General features: G+C 67.2%; 22 protein-coding genes and 2 tRNA genes. 15 read left to right on the top strand and 9 right to left on the bottom strand.

The window, feature by feature from the left end; translation table 11 throughout:
- Nucleotides 1–220: 220 nt before the first annotated feature.
- Genes rsmG through rpmH form a run of 6 tightly spaced genes read right to left on the bottom strand, consistent with a single transcriptional unit; the run spans nt 221 to nt 3,282 of the window.
- On the bottom strand, nt 221–853 hold the full coding sequence (gene rsmG / locus RAC81_RS08550) for a 16S rRNA (guanine(527)-N(7))-methyltransferase RsmG (RefSeq protein ID WP_375081966.1): 633 nt from the start codon (nt 851–853) through the stop codon (nt 221–223).
- A 31-nt stretch (nt 854–884) separates the two neighbouring features.
- On the bottom strand, nt 885–1,376 hold the full coding sequence (locus RAC81_RS08545; protein ID WP_375081965.1) for a protein jag: 492 nt from the start codon (nt 1,374–1,376) through the stop codon (nt 885–887).
- Nucleotides 1,373–2,443, bottom strand: a complete 1,071-nt coding sequence (yidC, locus tag RAC81_RS08540; protein ID WP_375081964.1) for a membrane protein insertase YidC — start codon at nt 2,441–2,443, stop codon at nt 1,373–1,375. The genes RAC81_RS08545 and yidC overlap by 4 nt, the downstream gene beginning before the upstream one ends.
- 3 nt (nt 2,444–2,446) lie before the next feature.
- Nucleotides 2,447–2,797: a membrane protein insertion efficiency factor YidD gene (gene yidD, locus RAC81_RS08535; protein ID WP_375081963.1), complete on the bottom strand. Its 351-nt coding sequence runs from the start codon at nt 2,795–2,797 to the stop codon at nt 2,447–2,449.
- Nucleotides 2,794–3,138, bottom strand: a complete 345-nt coding sequence (gene rnpA, locus RAC81_RS08530) for a ribonuclease P protein component (protein WP_375081962.1) — start codon at nt 3,136–3,138, stop codon at nt 2,794–2,796. Before rnpA ends, yidD begins: the two co-directional genes overlap by 4 nt.
- 6 nt (nt 3,139–3,144) lie before the next feature.
- Nucleotides 3,145–3,282 carry a 50S ribosomal protein L34 gene (rpmH, locus tag RAC81_RS08525; protein WP_022879826.1) on the bottom strand — a complete coding sequence of 46 codons (138 nt, stop codon included), beginning with the start codon at nt 3,280–3,282 and terminating at the stop codon, nt 3,145–3,147.
- 319 nt (nt 3,283–3,601) lie between these two features.
- Between rpmH and dnaA the strand changes: the two genes are divergently transcribed.
- From dnaA to RAC81_RS08465, 12 genes are all read left to right on the top strand, one after another.
- A complete protein-coding gene (gene dnaA / locus RAC81_RS08520) occupies nt 3,602–4,996 on the top strand; it encodes a chromosomal replication initiator protein DnaA (RefSeq protein ID WP_375081961.1) in 1,395 nt (464 codons plus the stop codon).
- 493 nt (nt 4,997–5,489) lie between these two features.
- Entirely contained in the window at nt 5,490–6,632 is a 1,143-nt protein-coding gene (gene dnaN, locus RAC81_RS08515) for a DNA polymerase III subunit beta (protein WP_251585060.1), read from the top strand.
- Nucleotides 6,633–6,681: 49 nt separating this feature from the next.
- Entirely contained in the window at nt 6,682–7,908 is a 1,227-nt protein-coding gene (gene recF, locus RAC81_RS08510; RefSeq protein WP_375081960.1) for a DNA replication/repair protein RecF, read from the top strand.
- Nucleotides 7,901–8,404: a DUF721 domain-containing protein gene (locus RAC81_RS08505; protein WP_375081959.1), complete on the top strand. Its 504-nt coding sequence runs from the start codon at nt 7,901–7,903 to the stop codon at nt 8,402–8,404. The genes recF and RAC81_RS08505 overlap by 8 nt, the downstream gene beginning before the upstream one ends.
- 118 nt (nt 8,405–8,522) lie before the next feature.
- Nucleotides 8,523–10,592, top strand: coding sequence for a DNA topoisomerase (ATP-hydrolyzing) subunit B (gyrB, locus tag RAC81_RS08500; protein WP_375081958.1), 2,070 nt, complete (start codon nt 8,523–8,525; stop codon nt 10,590–10,592).
- 53 nt (nt 10,593–10,645) lie between these two features.
- A complete protein-coding gene (gene gyrA, locus RAC81_RS08495) occupies nt 10,646–13,210 on the top strand; it encodes a DNA gyrase subunit A (protein ID WP_375081957.1) in 2,565 nt (854 codons plus the stop codon).
- Nucleotides 13,207–13,611: a DUF3566 domain-containing protein gene (locus RAC81_RS08490; protein WP_096714173.1), complete on the top strand. Its 405-nt coding sequence runs from the start codon at nt 13,207–13,209 to the stop codon at nt 13,609–13,611. The genes gyrA and RAC81_RS08490 overlap by 4 nt, the downstream gene beginning before the upstream one ends.
- A 154-nt stretch (nt 13,612–13,765) precedes the next feature.
- Complete coding sequence (locus RAC81_RS08485) at nt 13,766–15,034, top strand: histidine kinase (RefSeq protein WP_375081956.1); 1,269 nt, start codon at nt 13,766–13,768, stop codon at nt 15,032–15,034.
- 52 nt (nt 15,035–15,086) lie between these two features.
- Complete coding sequence (locus tag RAC81_RS08480; protein ID WP_375081955.1) at nt 15,087–15,776, top strand: LuxR C-terminal-related transcriptional regulator; 690 nt, start codon at nt 15,087–15,089, stop codon at nt 15,774–15,776.
- Complete coding sequence (locus RAC81_RS08475; RefSeq protein ID WP_375081954.1) at nt 15,773–16,717, top strand: DUF4097 family beta strand repeat-containing protein; 945 nt, start codon at nt 15,773–15,775, stop codon at nt 16,715–16,717. The genes RAC81_RS08480 and RAC81_RS08475 overlap by 4 nt, the downstream gene beginning before the upstream one ends.
- A gap of 83 nt (nt 16,718–16,800) precedes the next feature.
- Nucleotides 16,801–16,874 (top strand) — tRNA-Ile (locus RAC81_RS08470).
- A gap of 26 nt (nt 16,875–16,900) precedes the next feature.
- A tRNA-Ala gene (locus RAC81_RS08465) sits at nt 16,901–16,973 on the top strand.
- Between the two features lie 60 nt (nt 16,974–17,033).
- Here RAC81_RS08465 and RAC81_RS08460 read toward each other — a convergent pair.
- Nucleotides 17,034–17,858 (bottom strand): helix-turn-helix transcriptional regulator, encoded by an 825-nt coding sequence (locus RAC81_RS08460; RefSeq protein ID WP_375081953.1) that lies wholly within the window; start codon nt 17,856–17,858, stop codon nt 17,034–17,036.
- Between the two features lie 76 nt (nt 17,859–17,934).
- Between RAC81_RS08460 and ilvD the strand changes: the two genes are divergently transcribed.
- From ilvD to RAC81_RS08445, 3 genes are all read left to right on the top strand, one after another.
- Nucleotides 17,935–19,839, top strand: coding sequence for a dihydroxy-acid dehydratase (gene ilvD, locus RAC81_RS08455; RefSeq protein ID WP_375081952.1), 1,905 nt, complete (start codon nt 17,935–17,937; stop codon nt 19,837–19,839).
- 172 nt (nt 19,840–20,011) lie between these two features.
- Nucleotides 20,012–20,302, top strand: a complete 291-nt coding sequence (locus tag RAC81_RS08450) for a hypothetical protein (RefSeq protein WP_375081951.1) — start codon at nt 20,012–20,014, stop codon at nt 20,300–20,302.
- A 74-nt stretch (nt 20,303–20,376) separates the two neighbouring features.
- Nucleotides 20,377–21,132 (top strand): MBL fold metallo-hydrolase, encoded by a 756-nt coding sequence (locus RAC81_RS08445; protein ID WP_375081950.1) that lies wholly within the window; start codon nt 20,377–20,379, stop codon nt 21,130–21,132.
- Between the two features lie 34 nt (nt 21,133–21,166).
- Here RAC81_RS08445 and RAC81_RS08440 read toward each other — a convergent pair whose 3' ends face one another.
- Nucleotides 21,167–21,640 carry a DUF4383 domain-containing protein gene (locus tag RAC81_RS08440; RefSeq protein ID WP_375081949.1) on the bottom strand — a complete coding sequence of 158 codons (474 nt, stop codon included), beginning with the start codon at nt 21,638–21,640 and terminating at the stop codon, nt 21,167–21,169.
- A 137-nt stretch (nt 21,641–21,777) separates the two neighbouring features.
- Nucleotides 21,778–22,281: a DUF3253 domain-containing protein gene (locus tag RAC81_RS08435; RefSeq protein WP_375081948.1), complete on the bottom strand. Its 504-nt coding sequence runs from the start codon at nt 22,279–22,281 to the stop codon at nt 21,778–21,780.
- Nucleotides 22,282–22,317: the final 36 nt, after the last annotated feature.

Below are 22,317 nucleotides of genomic sequence, written 5' to 3'. Positions count from 1 at the left end.
CGAGCGCAGCCGTCGAGCGAAGCAAGACGCTGCCCCCAAACCCACACCATTAACTGAACGTGCTCCCACGCACGCGGAACGGGCACGGATTCACATCACGAGAGCGGAGGTGTGTCCGCGGAATGAGTATCGGGAGGGGCCCGCGAAGCGGGAGGGTCCCCGCTCTGCGAATGAAGAAGACACACCGCAGCGGCGAACCGAGATGCTCAACCCGACCACGTCAGGAACGAACGAAAGCCCGAACCACGCGAGTGACTTCAGCCTCGGGCAACACTCCTTCACCCAGTATCTCGACCCGAACATCGGACAGGCGGTACTTCTTGATCTGCTTCTGCGCCGCGTCGATCTCGTTGCTGGCGTTCTTTCCCTTGAGCAGCGTGAGCTCTCCACCGTTGCGAACGAGCGGCGCGGTCCAAGGCAGCAGCGTGCGGAGCGCGCTCACGGCTCGTGCGGTGACGACGTCGAACCCTTCGGGCCGCTCGACGTCTTCCGCCCGTGCGCGAAGCACTTCCACATTGTCGAGCCCGAGTTCGAGCTTCTGTTCTGTGAGCCAGGTGACTCGGCGTTCCATGGGCTCGACCAGAGTGAAGTGCACGTCGGGCCGGGCGATAGCGAGAACAATGCCGGGAAGTCCTGCTCCCGAACCCACATCAGCCACAGAGCCGTGAAAGAGCGGGGCGGCGATCGCACTGTTCAAGACGTGCCTCGTCCACAGGCGTGGGAGCTCGAGCGGGCCGATGAGGCCGCGTTCTTCACCCTGCTCAGCGAGCGCAGTCGTGAACTGGCGAGCGAGCCCGATGCGCGCTCCGAACAAATCCGCGGCGGCCGACGGCTCCGCCTCGAGTTCACTCACTTGACGAATCCTCGATGTTTCACGTGAAACGTCAGTGGCGACGCAGGACCGTGTGTCGGTCAGCACCCTCGCCATAGGACTCGGAGACGAGTCCGTGGTCAGCAGCGATGTCATGCACCAGCTTGCGCTCGTAGCTCGACATAGCCGGCAGCGACGCCTGCGATGCGCCACCCTCGAGCTTGGCGGCGGCAGCACTCACGAGCGTCTCGAGCTGACGACGACGCGTGTCGCGCGACCCGCCGATGTCGAGGATCAGGCGCGAGAACGAGCCGGTCTTGTTCTGCACGGCCAGGCGCGTGAGCTCCTGCAGGGCCTGCACGGTGTCGGGCGCCGACAGCAACGCAAGGGCGTCACCCTCAGCTTCGACCGAGACGTACGCGCGTCCCTGCCGCACGTCGAGGTTCAGGTCGCCGTCGATGTCCGCGATGTCGAGGAGCTCCTCGAGGTAGTCCGCAGCGACATCGCCCTCGTTCTCCAGCTGAGCAACCGTCGGCTCGACGGTCTCGGTCAGGTTGTCGGTCATGAACCGCTCCCCTTCTTCTTCGCACGCTTCTTGCCGACCGGCTGCTGCCGCTTCGGCGCCTCCGCCTTGACTCGCTCGGCCTCTTCCAGCAGACGCTTCTGCTCCGCCTCGTAGCTCGCCATCGAGACGACCTTGCCGGAGGAGTCGATCGCCTTGCCCTTGCGAGCCAGGCGCTCTTCCCGTGCCTTGGCCGCGTCCGAGCCGGGGGTCGGCATCTCGCGGATCACGAGGAATTGCTGCCCCATGGTCCAGAGGTTCGAGATGAACCAGTAGATGACGACGCCGAGCGGGAAGAACACACCCGAGAAGATGAAGCCGAGCGGCAGCACATACAGCATGATCTTCTGCATCTGGTACGCCTGGCCGGTCTTGGCCTCGGGCGACAGGTTCTTCGAAATGATCTGCAGCTGCGTGAAGAACTGCGACGCGATCATGAGCACCACGAGGGTGACGAGGATGATGATCGCGGTGGTGTTCTGCGCGTCGATCGCGTTGCCGAGCGTCTCGTGCAGCGAGGCGACGCCGAACAGCTTGGCATCGTAGAACTCCTTGGTGAGCTCCGCGTTGAGGAGACCGACACCGCCGATCTCCAGCTTCGCGTGCTTGCTCACGTCGCTGAGCACGCTGTACAGCGAGAAGAACACCGGCATCTGTACGAGGAGCGGCAGACAGCTCGACATCGGCGTCGTACCGTGCTTCTTGTACAGCGCCATGGTCTCGCGGCTCATGGCCTCACGGCTGAGCTGATCCTTCTTGCCGCGATACTTCTCCTGAACTTTTCGCAGTTCAGGGGCAATTTCCATCATCTTGCGCTGGCTCTTGATCTGCTTCACGAAGAGCGGGATCAGAGCGGCACGGACCACGATGACGAGGCCCACGATCGACAGGACCCAGGTGAGCCCGGATGCCGCGGGCATCCCGACCGCGGTCAGCAGCCAGTGCCAGGCGACGAGCACCATCTCGACGAGCCACTTGAGCGGCCACAGGATGGTCCCGAGCAGATCGAAACCGCCGGAAGCAGGCGCCGGCGAGGGGGTGGTACTGGCGAGCAGGAGGTCTAGACCCACCGTTCAATCCTTTCGGGCAGGGACGACGAAACCGCGAGCGGTCAGGTCATGGCGGAAGTGTTCATGCGGACGGACGTCATCGACGCCACCGCGAGTCCAGGGATTGCAACGGAGGATGCGCCATGCCGAGAGCAGAGCTCCCTTCACCGCGCCGTGCTGTTGCACCGCTCCTACAGCGTAAGCGGAGCAGGAGGGGTAGTACGCACAGACATCTCCATACAGAGGGGAGATGACCTTTCGATACCCGGCCAGGAACCCGAGCACGAGATTGCGTGGGATCAGGGGGATGCTGCGCACGAGGTCGTGCGAGTCGAGATGCGCGGTCCCGACGGACGACGCCGGTAGGGCGGTCATGCCGGCACCTGCGACAGCCGGCCGAGACACCGGTTCACGTCGGCGCTGAGCTCGGCGTAACTCGCGGAGGCAGATGCAGGAAGGGCACGGATGACGACATCCGTGCCCTCGGGCACCCGTGGGAGCGCCTCCGCACAGACGGCTTTCAATCGTCGCCGAACGGTGTTGCGCACCACTGCGGTGCCGACCTGCTTGCTGATGATGAATCCGAACCTCGCGGCTCTGCTCTCACCCGTCGTCAACATCGAGGTGACCACGCGGGCCCCGCCACAGCGCGATCCGCGTCGAACGACCAGTCGATAGTCGCTCCCGCGTGTCAGACGAAACGGGCGGGCGAGCACAGCGGACTACGCGGAGAGCTCGGTGCGGCCCTTCGCACGGCGGGCCGAAAGGATGGCGCGGCCGGCGCGGGTGCGCATGCGGGCGCGGAAGCCGTGCTTCTTGGCGCGACGACGGTTGTTGGGCTGGAAGGTGCGCTTGCTCATGGGATCACTCCGGGAATGCTGCCACCGGAACCTGTTTCGACCGGAGACATAGGGAACTGCCGTTCAGGCATAAGTCAACCGATTAAGGGTACGTCCTGCCAGCGCGCAGAGCAAATCTGCGCGCTCGTCCTGTCATCCGCCGGGAGGAACCGCACAGCCATTATCCACAACCTCGCGAGTGCAGGTCCGTGCAACACGCGCGCGTCTTTCCCAGGCCAGGTTGCCGTTCACGGCCACGGTGACTACCGTGGCATCCGAAGTTATCCACAGGGGGGCGCGTTCCACGTCGGCCCTCCGCGATCCCCCATCCCGGAGCGTCATGTCCTCACCAGCCCAGCCTGACGTTCCGATCTGGACCACGGTGCAGGAGCTGCTCGAGGCGGATGACCGCGTGACCCCTCAGCTGCAGGGCTTCCTCAGCCTCGCGGTGCCCGCTGGGGTGATGGCCGCGACCCTCTATCTCGAGGTGCCGAACGACCTCACCGCCGCTCAGATCAACAAGCGCCTGCGCCTGCCGATCATGGAGGCGCTGTCGCACATCGGCGACGAGGTCACCTCGTACCGCACCGTCGTGAACCACGAGCTCGCCGAACAGCCGACCGCGCCCATCGCCGTCGCCGACTTCGGCCGACAGGAGCAGGTTCGCATCGAGTCGCCCATGGAGCAGGCTCCGGCGCCGATGCGCCATGAGTCCCGGCTGAATCCGAAGTACACCTTCGACAACTTCGTCATCGGCCAGTCCAACCGCTTCGCCCACGCGGCGGCGGTCGCTGTGGCCGAAGCGCCGGCCAAGGCGTACAACCCGCTCTTCATCTACGGAGACTCCGGCCTCGGCAAAACCCACCTCCTCCATGCGATCGGCGACTACGCACAGTCCCTCTACGCGGGCGTCAAGGTGAGGTACGTCTCGAGCGAGGAGTTCACGAACGACTTCATCAACTCGATCGCCAACAACCGCGGCGCCGCTTTCCAAGCCCGCTATCGCGATGTCGACATCCTCCTCATCGACGACATCCAGTTCCTCCAGGGGCGTGCCGAGACGCAGGAGGCCTTCTTCCACACGTTCAACACCCTGCACGACCACAACAAGCAGGTCGTGATCACGAGCGATGTCGCGCCCAAGCACCTCACCGGCTTCGAGGACCGGATGCGGAGCCGCTTCGAGTGGGGCCTCATCACCGACGTGCAGGCGCCGGACCTCGAAACGCGTATCGCGATCCTCCGCAAGAAGGCGCAGAGCGAGGCTCTGCACATCCCCGACGAGGTGCTCGAGTACATCGCGACCGTCGTGTCGTCGAACATCCGCGAACTCGAGGGCGCACTGATCCGCGTCTCGGCCTTCGCGAGCCTCAACCGCTCGGCGCTCGACATCTCGCTCGCGCAGACCGTGCTGCGCGACATCGTCGACACGGCGGAGGACAACGTCATCTCGCCGACCGACATCATCACGGCGACCGCTCAGTACTTCAAGCTGACGGTCGACGACCTCTACGGCTCGAGCCGGTCGCAGCAGATCGCGACCGCGCGGCAGATCGCCATGTATCTGTGCCGTGAACGCACGAGCCTGTCGCTGCCCAAGATCGGGCAGCTGTTCGGCAACCGCGATCACACGACCGTGATGTACGCCTACAAGAAGATCAGCGAGCTCATGAAGGAGCGGCGCTCGATCTACAACCAGGTCACCGAGATCACCACGCAGCTCGGACGACGCTGAAGGTCGTCGTCCTCCGAAAGAGGGGTGCAGGGTCCGTGAGGACGCTGCACCCCTCTTCCCGTCCCGGTGCGTGCCGATTCCGGCATCCGTTCGATGCCCTTTTGCACATGTGGATAACTTGTGGATGAAGGGGTTCGAGATCGGGACGGATGTGGGGGAAACCCGCAGACCTGTGGATAACCACACGAGCGGAGACCGACGAATGAATGCCGTCCACCCGCGGATTCCTCAGGGATTCCACAAGTGACAGAGGTGTAGTTCCCTACTCGCGTCTGCTTTCCACCGACTTATCCACAGTATCCACAGGCGTTAACACCGTTAAGAAGTTAATTCGAATCAAGGGCGATCCGATCACCAGACGGTGGGGAAACTCCGACGAACCGGTCGAATCACACGAGCGTAGGGATAGGAGCATCTGTGGGGCTAGCATGGGAAGCCCTGCACTGGCAGGAACGATCACGACGCGTCACAGAACGACGACAAGGGAGCACCCGTGAGGTTTCAGGTCAACCGCGATGTCTTCAGCGAGGCTGTGTCCTTCGTCGTCAAGCTCCTGCCGCAGCGCAACCCACAGCCGATCCTGGCCGGAGTGCTCATCGAGGCCGATGACGCGGGCCTGACCCTCTCGGCGTTCGACTACGAGGCATCAGCGCGCACGACCATCGAGGCGACGGTCGAGACGCCGGGGACGATCCTCGTGCACGGCCGCCTGCTCTCTGACATCGCCAGCCGCCTCCCGAACGCTCCGATCGAGATCGCGGTCGAGGACGACGGCGGCATCACGGTGACCTGCGGATCCGCACGCTTCACCCTCGCGGCCATGCCCGTCGAGGAATATCCCTCGATCCCCGAGGTCTCCGGCTCCTCCGGCGTCGTCCCGGCCGACGAGTTCGGCACCGCGATCTCGCAGGTCGGCTTCGCCGCGTCTCGCGATGACGTGACCCCGGTCCTCACGGGTGTGCAGCTCGAGGTCTCGGGTCAGAGCCTGAGCCTCGTCGCGACCGACCGCTATCGCGTCTCGCTGCGTGACGTGCCGTGGGACGGCGAGACCGTCGAGAACACGGCCCTCGTCCCGGCGCGCACCCTGCTCGAGGTCGGCAAGACGTTCGGTCACGCCGGCACGATCCAGGTCGCGTTCTCGGGGGCGGGCGACCGCGAGATCATCGCGTTCACCGCCGGCAACAAGACCGTGACGTCGCTGCTGATCAAGGGCAACTTCCCGCCGGTGCGCCGTCTGTTCCCCGAGCAGACCGACCACTACGCGGTCGTGAACACCGCCGACCTCGTCGAGGCCGTCCGTCGCGTGTCGCTCGTGCTCGACCGCGCCGCCCCGCTGCGCTTCACGTTCTCGAGCGACAGCGTCACGATGGACGCGTCGGGCAGCGAGCACGCCAGGGCCTCGGAATCGGTCGACGCGATCCTCTCCGGTGGAGACGAGGTCACGCTCGGTCTCAACCCGCAGTACCTGATCGAGGCTCTCGGCGCGGTGAAGAGCGAGTTCGTGCGCGTGACGTTCACGTCGAGCGACAACGCCAACAAGCTCAGCCCGGTGCTGATCACGAGCCAGACCTCGGTCGACCAGGCCGGTCTTGACTCGTTCAAGTACCTGCTGCAGCCGAACCTGCTGCTGCGCTGACCCCCCACGCCGGCGGTCGACTGTCGGAGGCCGAAGGTAGGCTGACTCCGTGATCGTGGAGCATCTGAGTCTGGTGGATTTCCGCAATTACGCGACCGCCGAACTCGCTCTCCACAAGGGTCCCAACGTCCTGGTCGGCCGGAACGGACAGGGCAAGACGAACCTCGCCGAGGCCGTCGTGTTCCTCGCCACACTCGGCTCGCACCGGGTCTCGTCCGACGCCCCCATGGTGCGCGACGGCAAGGAGTACGCGATCATCCGCGCGCGACTCTCCCACGGAGAGCGTCGCGTGCTCACCGAGGTGCAGCTCAACCGGCAGGGCTCCAACAAGGCCCGCATCAACGGCTCCCCCTCGAAGACGAGCGAGCTTCCCCGCTACGCGCACGTCGTGCTGTTCGCCCCGGAAGATCTGCAGATCGTGCGCGGAGATCCCTCGTCGCGCCGCCGCTTCGCGGATCAGTTGCTCATCCAGCGCACGCCTCGGCTCTCGGCCGTGCTCGCCGATTACGATCGCGTGCTCAAGCAGCGCACCGCCCTGCTCAAATCGGCTCGCGCCCGCGGCATCCGAGGCGACGCCCTCAGCACCCTCGACGTGTGGGACGACAAGCTCGTCGCACTGGGATCCGAGATCATCGCCGCGCGCCAGCGGCTGGCCGCCGATCTCCAGCAGCCGGTGAGCGACGCCTATACCGCGATCGCCGGCGCCGACCACCAGCCGCAGCTCGAATGGGCACTCTCCATCAGGGGCGGAGACCCCGAAGAGGGCGAGGCCGCGACGCTCATCGACGATGACGGATCGCTGAGCCTCGCGAAGTGCGCCGAGATGTTCCGTGCGTCGCTGCTCGCGAAGCGCACCCAGGAGCTGGACCGCGGTCTCACGCTCACCGGGCCGCATCGCGACGACCTGATCCTGCGTGTTCGCGGTCTTCCGGTGAAGGGCTATGCCTCGCACGGGGAATCCTGGTCGGTCGCGCTCGCGCTCCGGCTCGCCTCAGCCGAGCTGCTCCGCAGCGAATCCCCGGCCGGCGACCCCGTGCTGATCCTCGATGACGTGTTCGCCGAGCTCGACGCCGACCGGCGGCAGCGGCTCGCCTCGCTGACGGCCGGTTATGAACAGGTGGTCGTCACCGCCGCGGTGGAGGAGGATATCCCCGAGGTGCTGCATGCCCATGTGGTGCGGATCACGGCCGGCACCATCAGTGATGAACGCGACACCGCGCCCGGAGAGGACGCGCCCGCAGCAGCCGAGAGCGGAGAGGAGGCCGGCGATGACTGATGCGACGACCGCTCCGTCATCCGACGCGCCCGAGACCGTCGCGACGTACCTGCGCCTGCGCGGGCTCCAGCCCAGTTCCAAGAACTGGAAGCGCAAGCGGCGCATCGTCACCGACGACGACAACGCACCCTTCACCCCGGGGCGCGATCCCGGTTCGCTCGGAGCCGTGCTCGACAAGCTCACCCGTGACGCGGGCTGGCAGACGACGCTCGCTCGCGAGGATCTCGTGCGACAGTGGGGCGATCTGGCCGGCGCCGACACCGCCAAGCACTCGGAGCCCGTCTCTCTCGAGCGCGGTCTGCTCACCGTCAAGTGCGATTCGACGGCCTGGGCGAAGAACCTCCAGTACATGCGCGGCACCATCCTCACCGAGATCGGACGACGCTATCCGGATGCCGGGGTCGAGAACCTCCGCTTCATCGGACCAGACGTACCCTCCTGGAAATGGGGTCCCAGAGTCGTTCCAGGACGGGGCCCGCGCGATACCTACGGGTAGGGCACCATGCAAGGGGTCTGACACGCTCAGAGGGCCACACGCGGCCTCTGAGCCGCATTTCGCATCGAAAGCCCGCTAGACTGGGAGTTCGACATATCGATGTGGAGACTGCCCGCTGATGACGCCTGAATCCCCTGCTGACGAGACGGAATCGACCGACGGAGGCACCCCCGAGAACGCGGGCACCCCGGCACCGAAGGCTCAGCAGCCCGGTGAGTACGGCGCCGACTCGATCCAGATCCTCGAAGGTCTTGAGGCGGTCCGCAAGCGGCCCGGTATGTACATCGGCTCGACCGGCCCCCGCGGTCTGCATCACCTCGTCTACGAGATCGTCGACAACTCGGTCGACGAGGCTCTGGCCGGGTACGCCGACACCATTCTCGTCACACTGCTCGAAGACGGCGGCGTCCGTGTGATCGACAACGGCCGCGGCATCCCCGTCGACCCGCACTCGTCCGACCCGACCAAGTCGACCGTCGAGGTCGTGCTGACGATCCTGCACGCCGGCGGCAAGTTCGGCGGCGGCGCGTACGCCGTCTCGGGCGGACTGCACGGCGTCGGCTCCTCGGTCGTGAACGCCCTCTCCACCCGCTTCGAGGTCGAGGTCAAGCAGAAGGGCTTCGTCTGGCGGCACAGCTTCGCGAACGGCGGCGCCCCGCAGCAGAAGCTCGAGAAGGGCGAGGCGACCGATCAGACCGGAACCGCGATCACGTTCTGGCCGGATGCCGAGATCTTCCAGGAGACCGTCGAGTTCGACTACGACACCCTCCGCACCCGCTTCCAGCAGATGGCCTTCCTCAACAAGGGCCTGCGCATCGAGCTCTCCGACGAGCGTCCCGGATCCGCCTATGAGGTGGAGCACGAGGGCGAGACGATCACGAAGCAGCCGAGCGACGTCTTCTTCTACGAGCGCGGCCTCGTCGACTACGTCGAGTACCTGAACAAGGTGCGTCACGCCGAGGTCGTGAACGAGGAGATCATCGCGTTCGAGTCGGAGGACACCGCGCGCAAGATCTCGCTCGAGGTCGCGATGCAGTGGACGACCTCGTACACCGAGAACGTGTTCACCTACGCGAACACCATCAACACCCACGAGGGCGGCACGCACGAAGAGGGGTTCCGGGCAGCGCTGACCACCCTGGTCAACCGCTACGCCAGGGCGAACAACCTCCTCAAGGAGAAGGACGACAACCTCTCGGGCGACGACGTGCGCGAGGGCCTCACGGCCGTCATCTCGATCAAGCTCGGCGAGCCGCAGTTCGAGGGTCAGACCAAGACGAAGCTCGGCAACACCGAGGCGAAGGCGTTCGTGCAGAAGGTCGTCGGCGATCAGCTCGGCGACTGGTTCGACCGCAATCCGGCGCAGGCCAAGAACGTGATCCGCAAGGCGATCGACGCGGCCACCGCTCGTCTCGCCGCCCGCAAAGCGCGCGAGACCGCCCGCCGCAAGAGCGTCTTCGAGTCGGCCGCGATGCCCGACAAGCTCAAGGACTGCACGAGCAAGGACCCGTCGATCAGCGAGATCTTCCTCGTCGAGGGCGACTCGGCCGGCGGTTCCGCCGTGCAGGGTCGCGATCCGCACACGCAGGCGATCCTCGCGCTCCGCGGCAAAATCCTTAACGTCGAGCGCGCGCGCCTCGACAAGGCCCTCGGCAACAAAGAGGTCCAGGCGATGATCCAGGCCTTCGGCACGGGCATCGGCGAGGACTTCGACATCGAGAAGGCGCGCTATCACAAGATCGTGCTGATGGCGGATGCCGATGTCGACGGCCAGCACATCACGACGCTGCTGCTCACGATGCTCTTCCGCTACATGCGCGGACTCATCGAGGCCGGCTTCGTGTACCTCGCGATGCCGCCGCTGTACCGCCTGAAGTGGTCGAACTCGCCCCACGAGTACGTGTTCAGCGACGCCGAGCGCGACGCGCTGCTGAAGTACGGTCTCGACAACGGCAAGCGGATCCCGAAGGATGCCGGCATCCAGCGATACAAGGGTCTCGGCGAGATGAACGCCAAGGAGCTGTGGGAGACCACGATGGATCACACCACCCGCACGCTCCGGCAGGTGACCATCGAGGACGCCGCGGCGGCCGACGAGATCTTCAGCGTGCTGATGGGTGAGGACGTCGAGTCGCGACGCGGCTTCATCCAGCGCAACGCCAAGGACGTCCGCTTCCTCGACATCTGAGTGCGAGCGGTTCTCGCTTCGCTCGCTCAACGACCGGAAACTGAAGAGTACACATGACTGACGAAGAACGCCCCGACATCAACGAGGGCCACGACCACGGCCGGATCGACCAGGTCGACCTGCAGTCCGAGATGCAGCGCAGCTATCTCGACTACGCGATGGCCGTCATCGTGGGGCGCGCGCTCCCCGATGTCCGCGACGGACTCAAGCCCGTGCACCGCCGTGTGATCTACGGCATGTACGACGGCGGCTTCCGCCCCGACAAGTCGTTCTCGAAGTGCGCCCGTGTCGTCGGCGAGGTCATGGGTCAGTACCACCCGCACGGCGACTCGGCGATCTACGACGCCCTCGTCCGCCTCGTGCAGCCGTGGTCGCTGCGGTATCCGCTGGCTCTCGGCCAGGGCAACTTCGGCTCCCCAGGCAACATGGGCGCCGCGGCCCCTCGGTACACGGAGACCAAGATGGCTCCGCTCGCGCTCGAGATGGTGCGCGACATCGAAGAGGACACGGTCGACTTCACCGACAACTACGACGGGCAGACGCAGGAGCCGACCGTGCTCCCCGCGCGCTTCCCGAACCTCCTCGTCAACGGGTCGGTCGGTATCGCGGTCGGCATGGCGACCAACATCCCGCCGCACAACCTGCGCGAGGTCTCGGCTGCGGCGCTGTGGGCGCTCGACAACCCCGGGCTGCCGCGCGAGGAGCTCGTCGAGGGCCTGATCCAGCGCATCCCCGGTCCGGACTTCCCGACCGGTGCGCAGATCCTCGGCACGAAGGGCGTGCAGGAGGCCTACCGTACCGGGCGCGGCTCGATCACGATGCGCGCGGTCGTCAACGTCGAGGAGATCCAGGGCCGCACCTGCCTCGTCATCACCGAGCTGCCGTACCAGGTGAACCCCGACAACGTCGCGGTGAAGATCGGCGACCTGGCGCGCGACGGCAAGATCACCGGCATCGCCGACATCCGCGACGAATCGTCCGACCGCACCGGCCAGCGTCTCGTCGTCGTCCTCAAGCGGGATGCCGTCGCCAAGGTCGTGCTGAACAACCTGTACAAGCACACCCAGCTGCAGGAGAACTTCGGCGCGAACATGCTCGCGATCGTCGACGGCGTGCCGCGCACGCTCGGCATCGACGGGTTCGTCACGAACTGGATCACGCACCAGCTCGAGGTCATCGTCCGCCGCACGCGCTTCCGCCTCGCGAAGGCCGAGCGTCGCATGCACATCCTGCGCGGATACCTGAAGGCGCTCGACGCGCTCGACGAGGTCATCGCACTCATCCGCCGATCGGCGACCGTGGAGGACGCGCGCGACGGACTGAAGACCCTGCTCGACATCGACGACGACCAGGCTCAGGCGATCCTCGACATGCAGCTGCGTCGACTGGCCGCCCTCGAGCGCCAGAAGATCCTCGACGAGGCCGCCGAGCTCGAGCGTCTCATCGCCGAGTACAACGCGATCCTCGGTGACGAGGCGCTGCAGCGCGACATCATCCGGGAGGAGCTCACGGGGATCGTCGACCGCTTCGGCGACGAGCGGCGCACGCACATCCTGCACGGGTTCGATGGCGACGTGTCGATGGAAGACCTCATCGCCGAGGAGGAGATGGTCGTCACCGTCACGCGCGAGGGTTACATCAAGCGCACGCGCAGCGACAACTACCGCTCGCAGCACCGCGGCGGCAAGGGAGTGAAGGGTGCGCAGCTGCGTGCTGACGACATCGTCGAGCACTTCTTCGTCACCACGACGCACCACTGGCTGCTCTTCTTCACCGACAAGGGCCGCGTCTACCGCTCGAAGACCTACGAGGTGCCGGAGGCCGGTCGCGACGCGAAGGGTACGCACGTCGCGAACCTGCTCGCACTGCAGCCCGACGAGAAGATCGCGCAGATCCTCGACATCCGCGACTACAAGGTGGCCGACTACCTCGTGCTCGCGACGCGCGACGGACTGGTCAAGAAGACGAGCCTCGCGAGCTACGACACGAACCGTCAGGGCGGCGTGATCGCGATCCGTCTGAACGACGAGGACGAGCTGGTCTCGGCGCTCATGGTGAACGCCGAGGACGACATCCTTCTCATCAGCCGCAAGGGGATGTCGGTGCGCTTCAGCGCCACCGATGAAGCCCTGCGTCCGATGGGTCGTGCCACCGCCGGCGTGAAGGGCATGAAGTTCCGCGAGGGTGACAGCCTGCTGTCCGCCTCGGTCGCCGCGCCCGGCCAGTACGTGTTCGTGGTCACCGACGGCGGCTACGCGAAGCGCACCGCGATCGACGAGTACCGGGTGCAGGGACGCGGCGGATACGGCATCAAGGTCGCCAAGCTCAACGACGATCGGGGCACTCTCGCGGGTGGTCTGATGGTGTCGGAGGACGACGAGGTCTTGGTGGTTCTGTCCAGCGGCAAGGTGGTACGCTCTGCCGTGGCCGAGGTGCCCGCCAAGGGCCGCGACACCATGGGAGTGGTGTTCGCACGGACGTCGGAAGCCGACCGCATCCTCGCCATCGCCCGCAATGGTGAGCGGGGCCTCGCCGAGGAAGAGGAATCGGCCGAGGCGGAGTCGGACTCCCCCACCGCCTCCCCCGAGACACAGAACCCTGAGGACACCAAGGCATGAGCACAGTAGCCGACAAGCTGGCGAAGAAGTCCACGCGCAAGACCGGCGGCAAGCAGGTTCGCCTGCGCCTCGTCTACGTCGACTTCTGGTCGGCCGTGAAGCTGTCGTTCCTGGGAGCCGTCGCGCTCGCGATCGTCACCATGGTGTCGTTCTTCCTGATCTACCTCGTGCTGCAGGCCACGGGCATCCTGTCCCAGGCCGACGACTTCATCGGCACCATCACCGACAACTCGGTGCGGATCTCGGAGATCGCAGGTCTCCCGCAGGTCATGGCCTTCGCAGCGGTCGTGTCGATCCTCAACCTGATCGTCTTCACGGTGCTCGGCGCGGTCGTCGCCGGCATCTACAACCTCGCCGTGAAGGTGACGGGCGGCCTGCTCGTCGGCTTCATGTCGAACTGACCCTCGACCGGGTCGGAGACCCGGACGAACAGAGGGGCGGATGCTGCGGCATCCGCCCCTCTCGTGTTCCTGCGCGAGAGGGTAGGGAAAACCGGAAGCGGGGTGTCGGGATCCCTCGGTGTCGGCGCGTTCACCGCGCCCGTACTTTGGAACCATGACCACACAGACAGCCACGCCTTCCCAGGCCCCGGCCGCGAAGCCGCCGCTGCGCCTCTTCCTCACGCTGCTCCATCTCGCGGGCGTCGGGGTGCTCGGCGGGATCATCTTCAGCGCCCTCACCGGACTGCTCAGCGCCGGACTCGGCCTCCTGCTCGTCGCCGGCATCGGCGTCGTCCTGCTGGTCGGTCTCGTCTACGCGCTCTTCGCGGTCGGCTGGTTCGAGGTCGCGCGAGTCAGCGGCCTCTACCGTTCGCCCATCCCGCCGCTGCGTTGGCGTCCCCGCGACCGTCCCGGCTTCTCGGGCTGGATCCGCGCTCTCGGACGGCAGGCCATCGACGGCCGCATGTGGCGGGCCATCGCGAACTTCGCCATCTCGGCCGTGCTCGGCTGGATCGTGCTGCGTCTGGCGTGGGGCCTGGTGTGGTCGATCGCCATCTGCTTCGCCCCGCTCGTCGGCGCCGACTCCGTGATGGGTCCGTTCGGCGGGATGGGTATCACCGCTCCCTGGGCTCCGGTCGTCGGCATCCTCGGCATCGCCGCCTGCGTGTTCGGCATGATCGGCCTCGCCGCCCTCCACCGCGTGCTGTCGCTCGCGATCGTGATCCGTGCGAAGGAGGCCGAGCTCACCGAGCGGGTCCGCACCAGCACCGCTCAGCGCGAGGGGGCCGTGCGCGCCGCCGACGTGGAGCGCACCCGCATCGAACGCGACCTGCATGACGGCGTCCAGCCCCGGCTCGTCTCGGTCGGCATGACGCTGGGGCTCGCGCAGCAGAAGATCGACACCGATCCGGATGCCGCGAAGGAACTCATCACCGAAGCGCACACCTCGACGAAGGCGGCGATCACGGAGCTGCGGCAGCTGGCCCGCGGCATACACGCCTCGGTCCTGGACGACCGCGGTCTCGACGCCGCACTGTCGGCGCTCGCCGGAAGGTCGCACATTCCCGTGCAGCTCGACGTGCGGATGGACGGGCGCTGCAGCCGCGAGGCCGAAGCAGCGGTCTACTTCTCCATCGCGGAGTCGCTGACGAACGCCGCCAAGCACTCCCGTGCGAGTGAGGCGCGCGTGACCGTGCGGCTGCGCGAGGGCGGTGTGCTCTGGGCGCGCGTCGAGGACAACGGAATGGGCGGCGCTCAGGTGCAGCCCGGCGGCGGGCTCGACGGCATCGCCAACCGCATCCTCGCCGCGGGCGGCACGTTCCGTCTCGACAGCCCCGCCGGCGGACCGACCAGCCTGGAGGTGAACGTGCCATGCGCATCCTGATCTGCCGGCACTTCGACCAGCGCACCGACTTCGACATGGACGGGGGATTCCCATGCGCATCCTAATCTGCGAGGACTCCGTCCTGCTCCGCGAAGGTCTCGTCCGGCTGCTGGAGGACGCCGGCCACACCGTGGTCGCGGCCCTCCCCGACACGAACGGTCTCGCCGAAGCCGTGCAGGCCGAGGCGCCGGAGCTCTGCATCCTCGACGTCCGCCTCCCTCCGACGTTCACCGACGAGGGCATCCGCGCAGCGCTCGAGCTGCGCGCCTCCGATCCGTCGCTTCCACTGCTCGTGCTGTCGCAGTACGTCGAGGAGCGGTACGCATCCGACCTCATCGCCGCACAGGGCGGACCGCTCGGCTACCTGCTCAAGGATCGGGTCGCCGACGTCGCGGAGTTCCTCGGCTCCGTGCAGCGAATCTCGGAGGGCGCGACCGTGCTCGACCCCGAAGTCGTGGCGCAGCTGCTCACCCGACGCAACCGCGACGACCGGATGATGCGCCTGACCGAGCGGGAGCGGACCGTGCTCGCCCTGATCGCCGAAGGGAAGTCGAACCAGGCGATCGCCGGGCTGCTCTTCCTCTCGGAGGCGAGCGTCGAGAAGCACATCACCGCCATCTTCCAGAAACTCGGGTTCGAGCCCGACGAGTCGGGCAACCGGCGCGTGCTCGCAGCCCTCGCCCACATCGAGAACACCGGCGGGACCACCCCGCCCACCGGCCAGACAGGAGCCGCACGATGACCACTCCCCAGCACGATCCCGCATTCGACCCGCAGGGCGGGCGGATGCCGCTCACTCCTCCTCCGGCCCCCGGAGGCGAGGTGCCGCCCGTCGCCACCGAGCCGCCGACCGGCGGATCCGGCGGCTCGGGTCGCGGCCCCGGTGTCACGGCGATCCTCGTGACCACCGCGGTGATCGGCGGCATCGCCCTGCTCGGCTCGGGGGCCACCGCCGCCGTCGCTGCGACCGGGACGATGCTCTCCACCTCGGGCGGGCGCGGCGACTCGGTGCAGACAGTGGATGCCGAGGGCATCACGAGCATCGATCTCGACGTCGACGCGGGCAACATGCGCGTCGAGTTCGGCGACGTCGGTGAGGCCGAGCTGTCGGTCACCAACTCGCGGAATCCCGGATGGACGCTCGAGCGAGAGGGCGACGAGCTGGTCGTCCGCAGTCCCGACTTCGAGTGGGGCTGGTGGTTCGGCGGCTGGTTCGGCGACGATCGGTCGGCCGTGCTGACCCTCCCCGAGGACCTCCGAGGGGATGCCGTGGACGCCGACCTCACGCTCGACGCCGGCAGCCTCGACGTGGTCGGCGACTTCGGCGCCCTCGAGCTCACCGTCAACGCGGGGGCGCTCGACGTCGAGGGCTCGGCCGAGAGCCTGGCCGTCGACATGAGCGCCGGCCGTGCGGACGTCGCACTGGACGGCGTGGACGGGGCCGACCTCAGCGTGTCCGCCGGCGACATGAACGTCGATCTCACGGGGCGCGGCCCGTCGCAGACGACGATCGAGGTCAGTGCCGGATCGCTCGATCTGACGCTGCCCGACACGTCGTACGCCATCACGCAGGACGTGAGCGCCGGAACGCTCGACGCCAAGGTCGACCAGGAATCCAGCAGCTCGCGCACCATCGATGTGTCGCTGTCCGCGGGCAGCGTCACCATCCGCCCCGGCAGCTGATCCGCACCGAGGGCGGGACTCTCCCGGGTCCCGCCCTCGATTGGGTATTTCCGAGAATCTCCGGTAAAGTCTTGGAGGTTGACGGGGCTATAGCTCAGGCGGTTAGAGCGCTTCACTGATAATGAAGAGGTCCCAGGTTCAAGTCCTGGTAGCCCCACTCCGTAACTCAAGAAGTACCCTCACGGGGCCTTAGCTCAGTTGGTAGAGCGCCTGCTTTGCAAGCAGGATGTCAGGAGTTCGAATCTCCTAGGCTCCACACTGTGTTGAGACAGTTCGAGAAGGCCCCGCCGTGTGCGGGGCCTTCTCGTTTCTCCGGTCAGGCGGATGCAGCGAAGCGGCGGCGCGTCTCGGCATCCGCTGTGTAGACGACCAGCTGCACGTCGGTCTGATCCGACGGGCGCAGCTGGTGGTGCTCGAAGACGAGGCGACCGAGGGTCGGATGCTGGAACACCCGCTCGCGCGACACGAAACCGCCGACGCCGTGGCTCTCCCACCGTTCGCGGAAGTCGTCGCTCTCCTGCACGAGCCTGCCGATGAGATCGCGGTACCGGGGGTCGCCGAGCCGCGGGCCCGCCTCCGCCCGGAACTCGGCGAGGAACCGTCGGCTGGTGTCGTCCCAGTCGTCGAGCAGCGACCGCACGGCGGGGTCGGTGAAGATGAGCCGCAGCAGGTTGCGCTGCTCCGGCGGGGTGCTCGCGACGTTCGGGTAGAGCTTCTCGTACGCGGCGTTCCACCCGGCGATCCCCCAGTCGGGCGCGAGTGCGTAGGCGGGGTGCTCGTCGAGGGCGTCGAGGAATCGCTGCACGTGCGCGGGCGCGGTCTCGACGGCTTCGCCGCCACCCGGTCGCTGCGGTGCGAAGCCGGAGAGGGTGAGCACGTAGTCGTGCTCGGTGACCGTGAGGTGCAGCGTGGTGGCGACGGCATCCAGCACCTGCCTCGAGGGATTGATGTCGCGGCCCTGCTCGAGCCAGGTGTACCAGGTGACGCTGACGCCGGAGAGGAAGGAGATCTCCTCGCGGCGGAGCCCGATGGTGCGGCCGCGGCCGGCCGGGGGCAGGCCGTAGCCCGTGCGGTCGAGCTGCTCGCGTCGGGCGCGCAGGAACGCGCCGAGCTCCTTGCGCTGCTGCTCATCCGTGGCCACCTCACAAACCTAGTGCTCTCACTACTAGTGTCAGCGGCGACTTCCGCGAATCGCGGAGACGCACGAGGGTGGGAGGATGCCCACTCCCCTTCGCTCCCGCACCGTGACGCACGGCCGCAACGCCGCCGGCGCCCGCGCCCTCTTCCGCGCAGCCGGCGTGAACGCCGCCGACTTCGGCAAGCCGATGGTCGCCGTCGCGAACAGCTTCACCGAGTTCGTCCCCGGCCACACGCACCTGCAGCCCGTGGGTCGCATCGTCTCGGAGGCGATCAGCGCGGCGGGCGGCATCCCCCGCGAGTTCAACACCATCGCTGTCGACGACGGCATCGCGATGGGCCACGGCGGGATGCTGTACTCGCTCCCCTCGCGCGACCTCATCGCCGACTCGGTCGAGTACATGGTCAACGCACACCAGGCCGACGCCCTCGTGTGCATCTCGAACTGCGACAAGATCACCCCGGGCATGCTCATGGCCGCGCTGCGCCTGAACATCCCGACCGTCTTCGTGTCCGGCGGCCCGATGGAGTCGGGACGCGCCACGCTCGTCGACGGAAGCGTGCGGACCCTCGACCTCGTCGACGCCATCTCAGAGGCCGCGAACGACACGGTGTCGGATGCCGACATCCAGCGCATCGAGGAGAATGCGTGCCCGACGTGCGGGTCGTGCTCGGGCATGTTCACCGCGAACTCGATGAACTGCCTCGTCGAGGCGCTGGGGCTCGCGCTGCCGGGCAACGGCTCGGTGCTCGCGACCCACACCGCTCGGCGTTCGCTGTACGAGCGGGCCGGCGAGGTGGCCGTCGAGATCACCCGCCGGTTCTACGACGAGGACGACGCCTCGGTGCTTCCCCGCTCCGTCGCGAGCTACAACGCCTTCGAGAACGCCATGGCGCTCGACATCGCGATGGGCGGCTCGACCAACACGATCCTGCATCTGCTGGCTGCCGCGCACGAGGCGGGCGTCGCGTTCGGCCTCGACGAGATCGACGCCGTCTCGCGTCGTGTTCCCTGCCTCGCGAAGATCGCCCCCAACCCCGCGTACGGCCGCATGTACTACATGGAGGATGTGCACCGCGCCGGCGGCATCCCTCGCATCCTCGGCGAGCTGCGTCGCGCTGGTGCGCTGAACGACGACGTGTCATCGATCCACTCACCTTCTCTCGAGTCGTGGCTCGCGGACTGGGACATCCGCGGCGGCTCGGTTTCCGATGAGGCGAAGGACCTCTGGTACGCCGCCCCCGGTGGCGTGCGGTCGTCGAGCGCGTTCTCGCAGTCGGAGCGGTGGCTGGAGCTCGACACGGATGCCGAGAACGGCTGCATCCGTGACACCGAGCACGCCTACTCTGCCGACGGCGGCCTCGCGGTGCTCCGCGGCAACATCGCCGTCGACGGCGCGGTGGTGAAGACGGCGGGGGTCGATCCCTCCATCCTCGTCTTCTCCGGGCCCGCGGTCGTGTGCGAGTCGCAGGAGGAGGCCGTCGCGAAGATCCTCGGCAAGAAGGTGCAGCCCGGCGACGTCGTCGTGATCCGCTATGAAGGCCCGAAGGGCGGACCCGGCATGCAGGAGATGCTGCACCCGACCTCCTTCCTCAAGGGGCGTGGGCTCGGCAAGGTGTGCGCGCTCATCACCGACGGCCGCTTCTCGGGCGGCACGTCGGGGCTCTCGATCGGCCACGTCTCCCCCGAGGCGGCGTCGGGCGGTGTGATCGCGCTGGTCGAGGACGGCGACATCATCTCGATCGACATCCCGACGCGGGACCTGACGCTGCAGGTCGACGAGGCGGAGCTCGAGCGTCGTCGCGCGGCATTGCTGGAGGACGGCGGCTATCGCCCGCGTGATCGCCAGCGCGCGGTGTCGCTGGCCCTACGCTCCTACGCCACGATGGCGACCTCGGCCGATCGAGGCGCGGTGCGCGATGTCGAGGCGGTTGAGCGCGCACTGCGCGAGCAGGAGCTCCGCTCGGCGTCCTCCCTGGTGTGAGCGATCAGCCCGAGAACGGTCGATTCATCCACAGCTGTGGATGAAGCTGTTAACAACTCTGACCTGGGATTCATGAGATTCACAGGAATGGAACTCGGTGATCGTCTGGCACTCCAGAGCCAAGATTGCAAGCCCCCTTTTGTCGATCGTCGATGCGGCGTACCGTGCTTTCATGACTAACGTCGAGACTGTGCAGACGATGGTGCAGATCGAGGTGACCTTCGACGGGCGGGGCTTCCTGCTCGCTCAGGATCAGGACCTGACGGATCTGAAGCACCGTATCGAGGCCGCGATGGGCACCTCGGGCACTTTCGTCGACCTCATCGTCGTGGGCAACCGCAAGCTCAGCGTGCTGATCACCCCGCGCAGTCACGTGACCATCACCGAGGCGACCGTGCCCTTCGACGCGCGCGACACCGGAGACATCGACTCGCCGTTCGGCGGGTATTACGACCTGCTCTGACCGAACCGCTACCACCGCGAACGGCATCCGGCAAGGCTCCTGCGTCCCAGACGCGGCAGGCCCACCGTGGGGCGATGAGCATCCGAACCCGGTGGACCGAGGTCGTCGACGGCGTGTACCGCCTCGAGACCGCGAACGTGAACTGCTATCTCGTCGTCACGGCCGAGGGGATGACCCTCGTCGACGCCGGCTTACCCGGCACGCTTCCGCTGCTCGACGATCTCCTGGCTCATCTCGGGGCGCATCGAGGTGACATCGACGCGCTCATCCTCACCCACGCGCACTTCGACCACGTCGGGATGGCGCATCGCCTGGTCTCGGAGCGCCGCACTCCGGTGCATGTCCATCCGCGGGATCAGCGTCTGGCGCGGCATCCGTATCGATATGCCCATGAACGCGCGCGGATCACCTACCCGTTCCGCTACCCGAAGGCCGTGCCGACGCTGCTGGCCATGACCGCGAAGGGGGCACTGGGCGTGCGCGGCATCGAGGCGGCACCGACCGTGCACCACGCGACGGCCGTGGAGGCACCGGGTCGGCCTGTCGCGCTCTGGAGTCCCGGGCACACCGACGGGCACTGCGGATTCTGGTTCGAAGACCTCGACGTGCTGATGACCGGCGACGCGATCGTGACCCTCGACCCGTACACGGGCGGAACGGGCCCTCGGATCGTCGCCGGAGCAGCGACCGCCGACAGCGGCCGAGCCCTGAGCGACCTCGACGCCCTGCTGGCCTCGTCGGCGCGCACACTGCTTCCCGGGCACGGCGAGCCGTGGCACGACGGAGCCGGGGCCGCCGTGGCTCACGCTCGTCGCGTAGGTCGCAGCTGACCCCGGCTCTGGTTCCCGCCGGATGGGCGGTGATTCAGGCGCGCGCTGCGCGCCCGTCGTTGCCCGGAACGCGCGGTGCGCGCGAGACGAACACGCCGAGCAGGATCATGCCGATGCCGAGAACGAGGTGCAGCCAGTTGTCGGCGTTGTTCACGGGGATGAAGTTCAGCTGGTCGTTGCCGACGGCGATGAGACCGTAGATCCAGACGACGAGGTACGCGGCACCGCCGACGATCAGGTACAGACGTGCCGCGCGCGCCCGCGCGGCCAGCGCGATGCCGGCGACCGCGAAGGCGAGGTGCACGAAGTTGTGCAGCACCGAGACCTGGAAGAGACCGAGCAGATGCGCCTCGGAGCCGGCTCCTGCACCGTGCAGGTGCTCCGCGGAGTGCGTGAGCCCGGGGATGAAGCCGGCGATGCCGACGAGGAGGAAGACGATGCCCACGATGAGGGCGGTCTTCTGGATGGGGGTTCCTGCATAGCGCTCGACGCGCGCGGTGTCACTCATGATGTCCTCCGTAACGGTGCGATGGGGTACCTGAGGCTATCGATCAGCTGAAGCCGTGCCGCAGGGCATTGACGCTGCCGTCTCGTGGGGAATATGCTCGCCCGCTCCCTGCGGCCGCGCGATATGGCCGCGTGACGTCAGAGCGACGGACCTCTCACGATCCGCACGGGTCCCCGTGCGTCGCGGATGCTGACGGCCGACCCCTTCTGCGTCACGACGACCTGGTCGTCGTCGACGAGTTCCGCGGCGACCCGTCGCACGGCGGGCATGAGCCCCCGCCACGCCTCTCCGCCGACCGTGCGCGCGACATCGCTCGGGCAGATCGAGGATTCGGCTCGCTTGCGGACGAGAGTCCGGATGGCGGCGGCGATCCGCTCGTCGAAGCCCTCGCCGGAGCGCTCCTCCCACCACGGGGTGCCGCGCTCGCCGAGGGCGGTCTTCGCGTCGTTCACCCGTCGGCGTGCGTCCGGCTCGGATGCCTTCACCGCTCGGCGAGCGGACATCAGCTCGTCGACGAGCTCCTGCCGGAAGGTGTCGGGAATGCTCGGGTCGGTGGCCCGCCAGCGGCGTCCGTCGATCACGACGTGGTGGCCGTCGGCCGTGCGCTCCGGGCCGTCGGCGGTGTCTCTTCCCTTGGCCATGACGTCAGTCTCGCGCGAAGAAGAGGTCGGCGAAAT

Origin of the sequence: Microbacterium sp. CR_7 (assembly GCF_041954755.1) — a bacterium.
Taxonomy (GTDB): Bacteria; Actinomycetota; Actinomycetes; order Actinomycetales; family Microbacteriaceae; genus Microbacterium.
Note: the sequence above shows the minus strand (reverse complement) of the source record. Positions and strands in the feature narration are given on the sequence as shown.

Bases quoted from the DNA above. Each gene is read 5' to 3' on its own strand.
- RAC81_RS08545 (WP_375081965.1), bottom strand. From the start codon at position 1,376: ATGACCGACAACCTGACCGAGACCGTCGAGCCGACGGTTGCTCAGCTG.
- yidD (WP_375081963.1), bottom strand. From the start codon at position 2,797: ATGACCGCCCTACCGGCGTCGTCCGTCGGGACCGCGCATCTCGACTCG.
- rpmH (WP_022879826.1), bottom strand. From the start codon at position 3,282: ATGAGCAAGCGCACCTTCCAGCCCAACAACCGTCGTCGCGCCAAGAAG.
- dnaA (WP_375081961.1), top strand. From the start codon at position 3,602: ATGTCCTCACCAGCCCAGCCTGACGTTCCGATCTGGACCACGGTGCAG.
- RAC81_RS08505 (WP_375081959.1), top strand. From the start codon at position 7,901: ATGACTGATGCGACGACCGCTCCGTCATCCGACGCGCCCGAGACCGTC.
- gyrB (WP_375081958.1), top strand. From the start codon at position 8,523: ATGACGCCTGAATCCCCTGCTGACGAGACGGAATCGACCGACGGAGGC.
- gyrA (WP_375081957.1), top strand. From the start codon at position 10,646: ATGACTGACGAAGAACGCCCCGACATCAACGAGGGCCACGACCACGGC.
- RAC81_RS08490 (WP_096714173.1), top strand. From the start codon at position 13,207: ATGAGCACAGTAGCCGACAAGCTGGCGAAGAAGTCCACGCGCAAGACC.
- RAC81_RS08485 (WP_375081956.1), top strand. From the start codon at position 13,766: ATGACCACACAGACAGCCACGCCTTCCCAGGCCCCGGCCGCGAAGCCG.
- RAC81_RS08480 (WP_375081955.1), top strand. From the start codon at position 15,087: ATGCGCATCCTAATCTGCGAGGACTCCGTCCTGCTCCGCGAAGGTCTC.
- RAC81_RS08475 (WP_375081954.1), top strand. From the start codon at position 15,773: ATGACCACTCCCCAGCACGATCCCGCATTCGACCCGCAGGGCGGGCGG.
- ilvD (WP_375081952.1), top strand. From the start codon at position 17,935: ATGCCCACTCCCCTTCGCTCCCGCACCGTGACGCACGGCCGCAACGCC.
- RAC81_RS08450 (WP_375081951.1), top strand. From the start codon at position 20,012: ATGACTAACGTCGAGACTGTGCAGACGATGGTGCAGATCGAGGTGACC.
- RAC81_RS08445 (WP_375081950.1), top strand. From the start codon at position 20,377: ATGAGCATCCGAACCCGGTGGACCGAGGTCGTCGACGGCGTGTACCGC.
- RAC81_RS08440 (WP_375081949.1), bottom strand. From the start codon at position 21,640: ATGAGTGACACCGCGCGCGTCGAGCGCTATGCAGGAACCCCCATCCAG.
- RAC81_RS08435 (WP_375081948.1), bottom strand. From the start codon at position 22,281: ATGGCCAAGGGAAGAGACACCGCCGACGGCCCGGAGCGCACGGCCGAC.